Raw genomic sequence first — 13,320 nt, 5'->3', positions numbered from 1 at the left:
GTCAGCCCCTCAATGAGACGCGTGCGACGTCGGGTTGTAGGTGGCGGCCTTCACCGGGAAGTCGACCTTGACGGTGCCGGACTCGGCGAAGTGCAGCTCCACGGCCACCTTGTCGCCCTCCTTCGGCTTCCGCTTCAGGTTCTCGAACATGAGGTGGTCGGCGCCGCGCTCGAAGTCCAGCTCGCCGTTCGCGGGCACCGCGAACGACTCCTGCTCCTTCATCACGCCGTCCTTGGTCGTGTGCAGGGTGACCTGGCCGGCGATCTCGCTGCTGACGGACTCCAGGGTGTCGGCCGCGCCGCCGTTGTGGACGACGAAGAAGCCGGCCGCCATGTCGCCGGAGGCGGGCTCGGGGATGAACGCGCCCTCGACCTTCACGTCCGGCGCGTCCCCGCCCCCGTCACCGGAGCCGCAGGCGGTGAGCGCGAGGGCCGCCGCCAGCGTCACGGCGCCGAACGCGAGCGGGGTCCGTACGCGGGTCACGGCTTGGCCCCCTTGACGATCTTCGGGAGGTCCTTGGTGTAGTCGTCCACCGTGGCGTCCTCGCCGTACAGGACGTAACCGGCGTCGGTCTTCGGCGAGAAGGCGATGACCTGCGTGCCGTGCATCGACACGAGCTTGCCGTTCTTGTCCTTCTGGGTCGGCTCGATGGAGATGCCGATGGTGCGGGCGCCGCCCTGGATGGTGGCGAAGTCACCGGTCAGGCCGATGAAGTCGGCGTCCTGCGCCTTGAGCCACTTGCCGAGCACGGCCGGGGTGTCACGGTCCGGGTCGGTCGTGACGAAGACGACCTGGAGCTTGTCCTGCTCGGACTTGGGCAGGGCCTTCTTGGCGACGGCGATGTTGCTCATCGTCAGCGGGCAGACGTCCGGGCAGTGGGTGTAGCCGAAGTAGATCAGCGTCGGCCTGCCCTTGGTCCGCTCGCGCAGGTCGAACTTCTTGCCGTGGGTGTCCGTGAGGACCAGGTCCGGCTTCTCGAAGGGCTTGTCGAGCACCGTCGCGGCCTTCTGCGAACCGGCCTCGGTCGACACCTCGGTGACCGGCTTCGCGCTGTCGTCGCTGCCGGTGCCGCACGCGGAGAGCGTGAAGGCGGCCGCCGTGACCAGTCCGGCGGCGGCGAACAGCGTCTTCCTGCCCGCCTTCTTGTCGCGCGACTGCTTGCTCGTCTTCTTCATGGTGTTGCGCATAGAAAAACGTCCCGTAGGTGAGGGTCCGGCCCGCGCCGGGGTCGCCCACCGCGACCCCGGCGCGGAACCGAGGGTGGCTCAGTTGTTGGTACGCCGACGGCCCGCCAGGACGCCGAACGCCACACCGGCGGCGCCGACGAGGATGCCGACGATGCCGAGCGTGCGGGCGGTGGTGTCGCTGGTGGAGCTGTCGGAAGCGGCCTCGGTGGAGGCCGAGGCCTGCTTCTTGTCGTCCTTGGCGGCGGCGCCCGCGGCCCCGTGGCCGTCCTCCTCGGCGGCCGTCAGGGCGAGGACCGGCGCCGGGCTCTCCGGCTCCTCCTGGCCCTCCTGCGGGGCCTCGATCCAGCGCACGACCTCCTTGTCGTCGTACGTCTGGAGGGCCTTGAACACGAGCTGGTCGGTGTCGGTCGGCAGCTGGCCGATGGAGACCGGGAACTTCTGGAAGTAGCCGGGCCGGACACCCTTGTCGTCACCCGAACCGGTCGCGGTCCAGGTGACCTTGGAGACGACCTCGCTGATCTTCCGGCCGTGCATCTCCAGCGGCTTGTCCAGCTTCGACTTCGTGACCTTCGCCTCCCAGCCCGGCACCGGCTCGGGCATCACCGAGGCGAGCGGGTGGTCGGTCGGGAAGGAGACCTCGAGCTTGACCGTCGAGGAGTCGTCGCGCTCGTTCGGGACCTTGAAGTCGACCACGGCGTAACCGCCCTTGGCGGCCGGGCCCTCCGGCTGCACGGACACGTGCGCGAAGGCCGGGGCGGACAGCAGGGCGACGGAGGAGACGGCGGCGGCACCGACGAGAGCGGCGCGGGACATCTTCTTCATGACGATGAGAACTCCACGTTCAGCGGGACCCCTCAGGGGCCCTCCGGAGGATGAGGAGCGCACCCGGACACGGGCACGCGCGCGTGCCGCACGGCAGCACGCCTCACCCCTCGCGTCGCGCGGTGGAGGTGGAGTACGGATGCCGTGTCAGGCAGCGAGAAGGAACGCGTCCTCGGCGGGTGGCCCGCGCCGGCTCACCGAGTGCTGGAGGACGACGGCCCGCAGCCGCGGCGGCGCCGGGAACCCGGCACGCGGCGCGCACCCGAGCCCCGCGGGAACCTCCCCGAGACCCGCGCGCAGGACGCGGACGAGGGCGAGCGCCGCCCGCAGGGACCGTACGAACGCCCCCTCGGCGACCGACTGCGCCGAGGCCCGGGAGAGCCGCAGGGCGCCGCTCAGGGCGAGGTCGCCGCGGCGCAGCAGCCAGCCGGCGCCGGCCGCGGCGAGCAGGTGCCCGAGCAGCATCGGCAGCGACGGCATCAGCGCCATGGCGCCGGCCGCGCCGGTCATGTGGTGCTGCGCCTCGCCGCTCGGCACCCCGGCGTCGTCGAGGATCCGCTGCGCCTGGACCGGGCTGAGCGCCGAGGCGCCCGCCCCGCACATCAGCCGTGCGGCCCGCTCGACCACGGACGGTTCGGCGCCGCCCATCACCATCGTGCCGTGCTGCTGGCCGACCCCGAAGAGCGTGTGGAGGCCGATCTGGCCGACGCCCAGGAGCGCGGCGATGCCCGGCAGCGCGCGCTCGCGGCCCGCGAGGGGCAGGGCGGCGCAGAAGACGGTCAGGAAGCCCAGCGAGAGCGTCCACAGGGGGACGGTGGCGGTGGACCCGAGGACGTGCCCCGCCGCGGACAGCACGACGCAGACCGCGGCGAACACCGCGGCCCTGAGCAGCCGGAGACCGGCCGCGCTGCGCGCCTGGCGCGGGTGGGGGGCAGACATGGCGGCCTCATCATCGCACTGGGCCCCTCGGCGCGGTGCGGCAGGTCCGCAAGGTCCGGAAATCTCCCGTCGATCTCCCTGGAGATCTCCTTTACAACGGGGACAGTACGGCTCGCATCCGCCATATGGGCGGTATCACGTCAACCGCGCGATTGCGCGCGGGCGGTGACGGCAATACGTATCGGTATGTCGAGCCGCGGCCGGGAGGCGGGAGCATGAGCATCTGGTGGTCCCTCCGTCTGCGCCGCGAAGCGGCGAGTGTCCCGCTCGCCCGACGCCTCCTCCTGGGCGCCATGGAGACGGCCGGCGTCGACCCCGACATCTCCTACGACCTGTCGGTCGCCCTCAGCGAGGCGTGCGCGAACGCGGTGGAGCACGGCGGCGCGTCCGGAACGGGCGGCACCGCGGGCGGGTACGAGGTGACGGCGTATCTGGAGGGCGAGCGCTGTCGCATCGAGGTCGCCGACTCCGGACCCGGCTTCCCGGCCGTGCGCGGGCGCGCGCCGAGCACGCACGCGGAGAACGGCCGCGGCCTGTGCCTCATCGAGGAACTCTCCGACCACGTGGACTTCGTGAACCGGCCGGGCCACGGCGGCGCCGTCGTCAGCTTCGACAAGATCCTCAAATGGAAGAAGGACGCGCCCCTTGTAGCGGTGTGACCACTACAAGGAGTGTCATCACTACAAGGGGCGCGTCCTGTTGCCGGCGTACTGGAGTACCGGCGTACTGGCGATCAGCCCTTGAGGCGGGCCATCCAGGCCTCGACCTCGTCGGCCCGCCGCGGCAGACCGGACGACAGGTTCTCGTTGCCGCCCTCGGTGACGAGGATGTCGTCCTCGATCCGGACGCCGATGCCGCGGTACTCCTGCGGCACCGTCAGGTCGTCGGCCTGGAAGTACAGACCGGGCTCGACGGTGAGCACCATGCCGGGCTCCAGCGTGCCGTCCACGTACGTCTCGGTCCGCGCGACGGCGCAGTCGTGGACGTCCATGCCGAGCATGTGACCGGTGCCGTGCAGCGTCCAGCGGCGCTGCAGCCCGAGCTCCAGGACCCGCTCGACCGGGCCCTCGACCAGGCCCCACTCGACGAGCTTCTCGGCGAGCACGCGCTGCGCGGCGTCGTGGAAGTCGCGGTACTTGGCGCCGGGCTTCACGGCCGCGATACCGGCCTCCTGGGCCTCGTACACGGCGTCGTAGATCTTCCGCTGGATCGCGCTGTACGTGCCGTTGATCGGCAGCGTGCGGGTCACGTCGGCGGTGTAGTACGTGTGCGTCTCGACGCCCGCGTCCAGGAGGAGCAGGTCGCCGGAGCGGACCGCGCCGTCGTTGCGGACCCAGTGCAGGGTGCAGGCGTGCGGGCCGGCGGCGCAGATGGAGCCGTAGCCGATGTCGTTGCCCTCCACGCGCGCGCGGAGGAAGAACGTGCCCTCGATGTAGCGCTCGGAGGTCGCCTCGGCCTTGTCGAGCACCTTCACGACGTCCTCGAAGCCGCGCACGGTGGAGTCGACGGCCTTCTGCAGCTCGCCGACCTCGAACGCGTCCTTCACGAGGCGGGCCTCGGACAGGAAGACGCGCAGCTCCTCGTCGCGCTCGGCGGTGACCTTGTCGGCCAGGGCCGCCTCGATGCCGGCGTCGAAGCCGCGCACGACGCGGACGGGGCCGGTGGCCTCGCGCAGCGCGTCGGCGAGCTCGCGCACGTCGGAGGCGGGGATGCCGTAGAGCGTGGCGGCCTCGGTCAGGGAGTGGCGGCGGCCGACCCACAGCTCGCCCTGGCCGTCGAGCCAGAACTCGCCGTTCTCGCGGTCCGAGCGCGGCAGGAGGTAGATCGTCTCCTTGTGGCCGTCCGCGGTGGGCTCCAGGACGAGGACGCCGTCCTCCGTCTGGTTGCCGGTCAGGTACGCGTACTCGACGGAGGCGCGGAAGGCGTACTCCGTGTCGTTCGAGCGGGTCTTGAGGTTGCCCGCGGGGACCACGATGCGCTCGCCGGGGAAGCGGGCGGACAGGGCCTTGCGGCGGGCGGCGGTCTCGGCGGCCTGGGCGATCGGCTGCAGGTCGTGCAGCTCCGTGTCGGCCCAGCCGGACTTCATGTTCTCGGCGAGCTCGTCGGACACGCCCGGGTAGAGGCCGTTCTTCCGCTGCTTGATGGGCTCGTCTTCCGGGGTCTCCGGGGTGGTGAGCTCCTCCGACACGGTTCCTCCTGTTTGCAGCCTGTATAGGGCGATGGACCCCCTCCATCGTACGAGCGTACGGAAGGGCGACCAGGGCCGGAGGACCCTTACCGGCTGTGCGCGGGCGCCTACTCGAAGCGGGCTGCCAGCAGGACGACGTCCTCGTCGCTGTCGGCCGTGTCGAGGCCGTCGGGGAGCACGGCGTGCAGGACGTGGTCGGCGATCGCGCCGGGGTCGTCGCGGATGGCGCGCGGGACGCCGGCGGCCGCCGCGTGGAGCCGGGCGAAGGCGCGGTCCATCGGGTCGCCGGTGCGGTGCAGCAGGCCGTCGGTGTAGAGCAGCACCGTTTCGCCCGGCTCCGGCTCGACCTCCGTGCTCGGCGCCTCCCAGCAGGCGAGCATGCCGAGCGGCGCGGACAGCGTCGTCTCGACGAACTCGGTGCGGCGGGCGCCGATCAGCAGCGGCGGGCTGTGCCCCGCGCCCGCGAGGACGATCTTGCGCTGGGCGGGCTCGCAGTAGGCGAACAGGGCGGTGGCGCTGCGCGCGGGTTCGGTGAGCCGCAGCAGCAGTTCGAGATCGGACAGGACCGCGACCGGGTCCTCGCCCTCCATGACGGCGTAGGCCCGCAGGGAGGCGCGCAGCCGGCCCATCGCGGCGACGGCGCTCGCGCCGCAGCCGGTGACCGAGCCGACGGCGAGACCGAGCGCGCCCTCGGGCAGCGGCAGCGCGTCGTACCAGTCGCCGCCGCCGCGCGGTCCCGTGCGGTGACGCGCGGCGAGCTGGACGCCGGCCACGCGGGGGAGCCGCGGCGGCAGCAGCTCGTCGGAGACCGTGCGCGCCCACGCGCGCGTGCGCTCCAGTTCGAGGAGGCGGTCCAGGTGCTCGGTGGCGTAGCGCGCGTACAGGCCCACGAGGTGGCGCTGGCGCTCGACGGGTTCGGCGGGCTCGTCGTAGAGCCAGACGGCGGCGCCGATCCGGCCCGCGGCGTCGGTGGCGAGCGGCAGCGCGTAGCTGGCCGCGTAGCCGAGGCGGGCGGCGACCTCGCGGTGGCGCGGGTCGAGACCGTCCTCGGAGAGCAGGTCGGTGTGGACCTCGGGGTCGGTGGTGAGCCCGTCCAGGATCCGCCCGTACGAGGTGGCGCCGCGCGGCACGGTCTCGATGTGGCCGAGGTCGGGGCGGGACAGACCGAGGCCGACGGTGGTGTCGGGGCCGCGGCCGTCCCCCGGTTCGAGCACGACGAGACCGCGCCGGGCGCCCACCAGGGCGGCTCCGGCGCGCAGCAGTTCGTGCAGGGCGTCCTCGAGCACGGCGGTGCGGGCGAGCCGCTCCGTGAGTTCGTGCAGGGTCGTGAGGTCCGAGACCCAGCCGGCGAGGCGGTCCTGGATCAGGGCGGAGGGGGCGGGCGTCGGCGGCGACGCGGCCGGTGTCCGTGACGGTGCGGGGGCCGGGGCGGACGAGACCGTGTGGGCAGGCGGGGGAACCTGTCCAGAAGGGGCATCGATTCCGGCCACTTTCGGCAGGCGCGGGGTTGTCATGGCTTCCGGCTTTCCGACCGGTGCATTTCGCTCAATTGCATGGCAAACCCCCATGTCAGCCTTATCAGCTCTGCGCCGCCAGCAGTGGTTCCACATCTACACGCACTGGAGAGGGGATGTCCAGCATTGTCCTGCTGGGATTCCTGGTGTCCGTGGTGGTCACGTGACTGCTGTTCTGACGTGATCTCTGAACCTTCTCGGATCGACCGTGCGAAACCCTGCCGATTCATCCCATTCCAGTTTGGCCAAAAACTGACCGGGGGATGGGTGTATTGCGGTCGACTGGCCTGGTTCGACGGAGCGTCACTACGGTCACGATGGGTACGTACTCGGTGAAGACCAGGGCCAGTTGGGATCGAGACCCCGGAACCTGGTGACGGACCCGGGCGTCATAACCATCGACGACCGTGCCCCATCCTCCCGCGAGGGAGGCGGCGAGAAATACGCGGGACGGCAAACGCCAGGCGTCGCCACCCCACGCCAGGCTTTTGAAGGACACAGCAGGCGCTCGGACTATAGGGGTCCCCCCTGCCCGAGGCCGGCGGTCCCGGCCGGGGCCAGGCGCTCCACCATGTACGCGCAGTGACTGTTCGACACATAGTGTGATGTGGCCCACAGCGTTCTCTTCGGTCAACGGAAAGGAACGAGCGCTCATGCGCGAGATCCCCGGAAGGCGACGCAGGCTCCTGTCCAGGCGTGACCACGGGAAGTCTGACCTGCTCAGCGCGGCCCTCACGTTCGCGACAGCGTGGCGGTGGCCGGTTCTGCCCGGCATAGGACTCGAGACGGCGGGGCGCCGGGACGGTGTCCGCTGTGCGTGCCCCGACCCGGAGTGCACGGTGCCCGGCGCACACCCGTTCGACCCCGGACTGCTCGCGGCGACGACCGACGCGCGCATGGTCCGCTGGTGGTGGACGAAGCGCCCCGACGCACCGGTCGTGCTCGCCACCGGCGCCTCCTCCGGACCGGCCGGCGGGCGCGCGCCCTGTGCCGTGAGCCTGCCCGCCGTCGCGGGCGCCCGCGCGCTCGCGGTCCTCGACCGGACCGGCATCCGGCTCGGCCCGGTGCTCGCGACCCCCGAGCGCCTCATGATCCTCGTGGCGCCCTACACGATGGAGCAGCTCGGCGAGCTCCTGTACGCCAAGGACTTCGTCCCGGGCTCCCTGCGCTTCCACGGCGAGGGCGGGTACATCACCCTGCCGCCGTCCACGACGGGCGCGGGCCCGGTCCGCTGGGAGCGCGCGCCGCTGCCCGGTTCGGCCGAGCCCTGGGTGCCGGACGTGGAGGCCGTGGTGGACGCGGTGGTGGACGCCCTCACTCGTACGGGTGTGAGCGCCCCCGAGTTGTGAGCCGTCGGGGCGCGCGGCGCGCCGGCGGGCTCGGACGGCCCCGCTATGTTCGGCGCATGCCTCCCGCGCCCCCTCCCGCCCAGGACCAGGTCACGACCCCGCCCGGGCACCGGAGGCAGCACACCCGCCTCCGTCTGTCCGGGCTCGCCTGCGCCGTGGTGCTCGCCGCGGCGCTCCCTCTGGCCGGAGCCTTCGCCGGACCGGTCGACGACGGCGCGGGCGGCCGGCACGCCGACGCGGCTCCCGGCGACACGGCTCCCGGGCACCCGGCGCGCGAGGACACGACGCACGGGGATCCGACGCGCAAGGACCTGACGGGTGAGGCACCGGCCCCCGCGCGGGGCTCGCTCCTGGGCGCCCCGGACCGCTCCACGGCCTCCCGCTGCGGCCCCCAACTGGTCTCCCCCGAAGGTGTGGAGGCGCAGACCTGCGTGCTCACCCAGAGTGACGACACATGGGCGCGCACGTACTACCGGAACGCGACCGGTGCCGCGCTGTCCGCGGTGCTGACCCTCATGGCGCCGGACGGGCGCACGGTGCAGATCACCTGCGCGGTGGGCGGCGGCGACGAGCCGGGACTGTGTGAGACGCCGCGGGGCCGTACGCGCGGAGCGGCCGCGGAGTACCAGGCGGTGGCGGAGTACGCGAGCGATGCGGAGAGCCCGCTGCTGTTGCGCGCGGGGAGCAACTCGGCGCCGTAGTACCGGGGTTGATCGGTGTCCACGGGGGTGCGGCCCGGCTGCGGGCATGAAAACGCCCGGTTGCTGGCGACGGGGGATGCACCAGCAACCGGGCTATCTGAACGGTAACAAGAGATCGGCAGTTCGCAAATTCGATCTCTTCTATTCGGACATGGATTTACCTGCGACTACCGGGAGTTGTGACCGGAGTCACCCCTTCCGGACCGGGTTTCCGCTGCCCGAGGGGCTGACCGGTCGGTCAGCGAGGGGGCGGCCCCGGCGGGCGCCGCATGTCAGCTGAGCGTGACCTGCCGGTTGGTGAGGCCGCCCCGGGCGCGCCGCTCGTCGGCGGTCAGCGGGGCGTCCGAGGCCAGCGCCTCGGCGAGCCGCTCGGCGAACTCGGCCGCCGGCTTCTCGATGTCCTCGGCCCGGGTGGCGCTCGGCAGGTCCCAGACCGGCACGGTCAGTCCGTGCGCCCGGAACGAGCCCACCAGCCGCGTGCCCTCGCCCAGCGAGGACCGGCCGGCCGCGTGCAGCCGCGCCAGCGCGTCGAGGAGCTTCTCCTCCGGGTGCGGCATGACCCACCGCAGGTGGTTCTTCTCCGGCGTCTCGCACCAGTAGGCGCTGTCCACGCCGGTCAGCTTCACCGTCGGGATCGCGGCCGCGTTGGCCCGCTCCAGGGAGGCGGTCACGTCCGCCGACGCGTTCTCCGAGTCCGGGACCCAGAACTCGAAGCCCGTGTGCACGACCGGCTCGAAGGCGCCCTTCGGGTCGAGCACGTCCTGCAGGCGCGGGCCCTCGGAGGGCGCCCGGCGCGCCTGCACCGGGTTGCCCGGCTCCGCCTCCAGGGCGCGCAGCAGGGTGTCGGCCAGGTCGCGGCTCAGGTCGCCCGAGGGCGTGTCGTTCTGCAGGCCGATCAGCACCAAGCCGTCCTCGCGGCGCAGCGCGGGCCACGCCATCGGCAGCACGGTCGCGAGGGTGACCGACGGGACGCCCTCGGGCAGTCCGTCCTTCAGCGTCAGCTCGACCGTCGCCGCCGGGACCAGCTCGCGCAGCGCGATCCAGTCGCCCTCGCCGACGAGGCCCTCGAAGGGACGCTGCACCAGCTCGGTCACGGCGTGCGCGGCGGCCCGGCCGTGACAGGCCTTGTAGCGGCGGCCGCTGCCGCACGGGCAGGGTTCGCGCGCGCCGACGACCGGGAAGTCCCCCTCAGCTCCACTGGTGATGTGCGGCTTGCCCTTTGTCTGGGGGCGCTTCTTGGCCATCTTGGGTGTCTCCCGGATACGGCTCTCGTACGTACTCGCGCGAGCCTAGCCGCTCGTACCGGCCGCGGGCCGATCGGAGACCGACAAGAGGGCGGCGGCGCCCAACTGACCACCGGCGAGCGGCGGTCAGCCCAGATCGTCGAACGCGTCAGCGAAATCCAGACCCGCCAGGTCCGACACGGCCGGGGCTCCTACGCGCGTCGCGAAGTCCTCGCGGCGGTGCATGGCCGCTTCGGCGTGCACGTCCTTGTGCACGACCACCCAGACCGTCACCTCGCCCCGGGCGTCGTCGCGGACGCCCCAGTCGTCGGAGAGGGCCGTGATGATGTTGAGCCCGCGGCCGCCGTGCGCGGTGACCGAAGGAGTGGCCGGAACCGGGCGGGTCGGGCCGCCGCCGTCCGTCACCTCGACCGTGAGACATCCCCGGTCGTCGACCCGCCACGCGGCTCTCACGTCCCCGTCGCCGGCCAGATCGTCGCCCAGCGGCCTGCCGTGCCGGCACGCGTTGCTGAGCAGTTCGGAAAGAATCAGAACGGCATCGTCGATCACTGATTCGGACACGCCGCCGGACCGCAGCTGGTCACGCATCCGATGTCTTGCCGCACCCACGCCCGCAGGGCCATGGGGTACGGCCATGCTCGACGACGCGGGCACCTCCTGTGCCACCACCAACGCCACCCCCGAGACCTCCTTTGCCCCACGCCACGGTGTGAATGCCCCAATGGACTGGACCGGAAACCGGCCAATCCGGGTCCCGTGACGCACTCATGACGATCGACTACGGACCGAACGCGCCGGAGCACTCCCCGTGACAGAAGGGTGTGAAAGTGGCTGGAATCAGCCTCTGTCGAGCCGGCGCAGCACCGCCGCCGGCCGGTTGGTGATGATCGCGTCGACGCCGAGCCGCACACAGAGGTCGACGTCCTCGGGCTCGTTCACCGTCCACACGTGGACGCCGTGCCCCGCGCGCACGAGCTTCTCCACATAGGCGGGGTGGTTGCGCACGATCCGCATGCTGGGGCCCGCGATGCCCACCCCCTTGGGCAGCCGGCCCTCCCGGTGGCGCGGCGACACGAACTGCATCAGGTAGACGGTCGGCAGCGTCGGCGACGCCTCCCGCACGCGCGCGAGGGAGCGCGCGGAGAAGCTCATCACCCGTACGGGAGAGGGCTCGTCCGGCGCCGGTGCGTCCAGGCCGAAGCGCTTGAGGAGGTGCAGCAGTCGCTCCTCCACCTGGCCGGCCCAGCGCGTCGGGTGTTTCGTCTCGATCGCCAGCTCCACGGGGCGGCCCGCGTCGGCCACCAGCTCCAGGAGCCGCTCCAGGGTGAGCACCGAGGTGTCCGCGGACGGCGTCGACGAGCTGCTCGCCCAATCGGGCCCCTCCTCGGGATCCTTCCAGGAGCCGAAGTCGAGCGCGGCGAGATCCGCGAGCTCCAGGGCCGAGACCGCCCCGCGGCCGTTCGACGTACGGTTGACGCGGCGGTCGTGCACGCACACGAGGTGGCCGTCCGCCGTGAGCCGCACATCGCATTCGAGGGCGTCGGCACCGTCCTCGATCGCCTTCTTGTAGGCGGCCAGCGTGTGCTCGGGGGCGTCCTCCGAGGCACCGCGATGGGCGACGACCTGGATGCGTTGCTGTGGTGCGTGGGTCACCGCGTCATGGTGCCACCGCGCGGCAGGCGACCGGGAAGAACCGGCCCAGCGGATGCGTCCGTTTCGCCGCACATAAAGGATGGCTACAGACGCACAGGCTCGGCTTATGGTGCCCTGACGTCCCGTGGGAAAAGCTGACCGCGTACAACAGCACGACCGGGTCGTGACAGGACCATGCCGGACCGGCGTCACCTGTGACAGGACCGGACCGTCACAGGCCATGCCCATGGACCGAACAGCCGTGGATCGAGGAGAGAAGCTGTGAGCACCGAGAACGAGGGCACCGAGCACCCCCCGGCCCCGTCCGCACCCCCCGTGCCGGTGGACACTCCCGCTGCTCCCGCGCCGGCGGCGCAGCACGGCCCCGCCGGTGACCCGGCAGGGCAGCAGCCCCACCCGGCCGGACCCGCCCCCGCGGGCGACTGGCCGCCCCCGCCGCCGGCCGTCCCCGCCTACGCCTCGGGCGGCGCGGGTCACGCACCCGGCGACGGCGGCGGCTCCTGGGGCGGCGGCCAGAACCACTGGGGCGCCGGGTACCAGCCGCCGCAGCCCAAGCAGGGCGGCCGGCGCGGGCTGCTCGCCGGCGTCGTCGCCGCGGCGCTGATCGCGGGCGCGGTCGGCGGCGGCATCGGCTACTGGGCCGCGGAGCGCGGCGACGACGCGGGCACCGGCTCCACCACCGTCTCCGCGTCCAACCCGGCCGACCTCAAGCGGGACCCGGGCACGGTCGCGGCCATCGCCGCCAAGGCGCTGCCCAGCACGGTCACCATCGAGGCCGAGGGCAACAGCGGCGAGGGCGGCACCGGCACCGGCTTCGTGTACGACAAGGAAGGCCACATCCTCACCAACAACCACGTGGTGGCGGAGGCCGTCGACGGCGGCAAGCTCTCGGCGACGTTCTCGAACGGCAAGAAGTACGACGCCGAGGTCATCGGCCACGCGCAGGGCTACGACGTCGCGGTCATCAAGCTGAAGAACGCGCCGGACAACCTGCGGCCCCTCACGCTGGGGAACTCGGACAAGGTCGCGGTCGGCGACTCCACCATCGCGATCGGCGCGCCCTTCGGCCTGTCGAACACGGTGACCACGGGCATCGTCTCCGCGAAGGACCGCCCGGTTGCCTCCAGCGACGGCTCGGGCAACAGCAAGGCGTCCTACATGAGCGCCCTGCAGACCGACGCCTCGATCAACCCGGGCAACTCCGGCGGCCCGCTGCTCGACGGCAACGGGAACGTGATCGGCATCAACTCGGCCATCCAGTCCGCCCCCAGCGGCGGCCTCGGCGGCTCGGGCCAGTCCGGCTCGATCGGTCTCGGCTTCGCCATCCCGATCAACCAGGCCAAGATGGTCGCCGAGCAGCTCATCAAGACCGGCGAGCCGCTCTACCCGGTGATCGGCGCGTCCGTCTCCCTGGAGGAGGGCACGGGCGGCGCGAAGATCACCGAGCAGGGCGCGAGCGGCGCCGCGGCCGTCACGCCGAACGGCCCGGCGGCCAAGGCGGGCCTCAAGCCCGGCGACGTGATCACCAAGCTCGACGACACCGTGATCGACTCCGGCCCGACCCTGATCGGCCAGATCTGGACGCACAAGCCCGGTGACACGGTGAAGCTCACGTACACGCGCGACGGCAAGGACCACACGGTCGACGTGACCCTGGGCGAGCGCAAGGGCGACAGCTGACGGTCCGGCGACGGACCTGACGCCGGAGGGGCCGCCGGATCGA

At 72.2% G+C, this 13,320-nt stretch carries 13 protein-coding genes; 4 read left to right on the top strand and 9 right to left on the bottom strand.

Annotation, left to right across the window (positions count from 1 at the left end):
- Positions 1-9: 9 nt before the first annotated feature.
- The 4 genes from IAG42_RS17405 to IAG42_RS17390 form a co-directional block, all read right to left on the bottom strand.
- Entirely contained in the window at positions 10-483 is a 474-nt protein-coding gene (locus tag IAG42_RS17405; RefSeq protein ID WP_188337898.1) for a copper chaperone PCu(A)C, read from the bottom strand.
- Entirely contained in the window at positions 480-1,175 is a 696-nt protein-coding gene (locus tag IAG42_RS17400) for an SCO family protein (protein ID WP_188337897.1), read from the bottom strand. Before IAG42_RS17400 ends, IAG42_RS17405 begins: the two co-directional genes overlap by 4 nt.
- 90 nt (positions 1,176-1,265) lie before the next feature.
- Positions 1,266-2,009, bottom strand: coding sequence for a YcnI family copper-binding membrane protein (locus tag IAG42_RS17395; protein WP_188337896.1), 744 nt, complete (start codon positions 2,007-2,009; stop codon positions 1,266-1,268).
- 147 nt (positions 2,010-2,156) lie between these two features.
- Entirely contained in the window at positions 2,157-2,948 is a 792-nt protein-coding gene (locus IAG42_RS17390; protein ID WP_188337895.1) for a hypothetical protein, read from the bottom strand.
- A 215-nt stretch (positions 2,949-3,163) separates the two neighbouring features.
- On the opposite strand from IAG42_RS17390, the gene IAG42_RS17385 reads away from it, so the two are divergent.
- Positions 3,164-3,607, top strand: a complete 444-nt coding sequence (locus tag IAG42_RS17385; protein ID WP_188337894.1) for an ATP-binding protein — start codon at positions 3,164-3,166, stop codon at positions 3,605-3,607.
- Positions 3,608-3,681: 74 nt separating this feature from the next.
- Here the strand turns inward: IAG42_RS17385 and IAG42_RS17380 are convergent, their stop codons facing one another.
- Positions 3,682-5,136, bottom strand: coding sequence for an aminopeptidase P family protein (locus tag IAG42_RS17380; RefSeq protein WP_188337893.1), 1,455 nt, complete (start codon positions 5,134-5,136; stop codon positions 3,682-3,684).
- A 107-nt stretch (positions 5,137-5,243) separates the two neighbouring features.
- Positions 5,244-6,650: a PP2C family protein-serine/threonine phosphatase gene (locus IAG42_RS17375; protein WP_188337892.1), complete on the bottom strand. Its 1,407-nt coding sequence runs from the start codon at positions 6,648-6,650 to the stop codon at positions 5,244-5,246.
- Positions 6,651-7,303: 653 nt separating this feature from the next.
- On the opposite strand from IAG42_RS17375, the gene IAG42_RS17370 reads away from it, so the two are divergent.
- Complete coding sequence (locus IAG42_RS17370; protein ID WP_188337891.1) at positions 7,304-7,999, top strand: bifunctional DNA primase/polymerase; 696 nt, start codon at positions 7,304-7,306, stop codon at positions 7,997-7,999.
- 56 nt (positions 8,000-8,055) lie between these two features.
- A complete protein-coding gene (locus IAG42_RS17365) occupies positions 8,056-8,700 on the top strand; it encodes a hypothetical protein (RefSeq protein ID WP_223206043.1) in 645 nt (214 codons plus the stop codon).
- A gap of 272 nt (positions 8,701-8,972) precedes the next feature.
- On the opposite strand, the gene IAG42_RS17360 is transcribed toward IAG42_RS17365, so the two are convergent.
- The 3 genes from IAG42_RS17360 to IAG42_RS17350 all read right to left on the bottom strand — a co-directional run bounded on the left by IAG42_RS17360 (position 8,973) and on the right by IAG42_RS17350 (position 11,597).
- Entirely contained in the window at positions 8,973-9,944 is a 972-nt protein-coding gene (locus IAG42_RS17360) for a DUF5926 family protein (protein ID WP_188337890.1), read from the bottom strand.
- Between the two features lie 126 nt (positions 9,945-10,070).
- Positions 10,071-10,709: an ATP-binding protein gene (locus tag IAG42_RS17355; RefSeq protein ID WP_188337889.1), complete on the bottom strand. Its 639-nt coding sequence runs from the start codon at positions 10,707-10,709 to the stop codon at positions 10,071-10,073.
- Positions 10,710-10,781: 72 nt separating this feature from the next.
- Positions 10,782-11,597, bottom strand: coding sequence for a glycerophosphodiester phosphodiesterase (locus IAG42_RS17350; RefSeq protein WP_188337888.1), 816 nt, complete (start codon positions 11,595-11,597; stop codon positions 10,782-10,784).
- Positions 11,598-11,858: 261 nt separating this feature from the next.
- Here IAG42_RS17350 and IAG42_RS17345 point away from each other — a divergent pair, with 261 nt between their 5' ends.
- The gene (locus IAG42_RS17345; protein WP_188337887.1) at positions 11,859-13,277 is read left to right on the top strand and encodes a S1C family serine protease; all 1,419 of its coding nucleotides are present in this window, start codon (positions 11,859-11,861) and stop codon (positions 13,275-13,277) included.
- Positions 13,278-13,320 lie beyond the last annotated feature (43 nt).

Origin of the sequence: Streptomyces xanthii (assembly GCF_014621695.1) — a bacterium.
In the GTDB taxonomy this organism is placed as follows: domain Bacteria; phylum Actinomycetota; class Actinomycetes; order Streptomycetales; family Streptomycetaceae; genus Streptomyces; species Streptomyces xanthii.
This window is presented reverse-complemented; position numbering and strand designations above follow the sequence as displayed.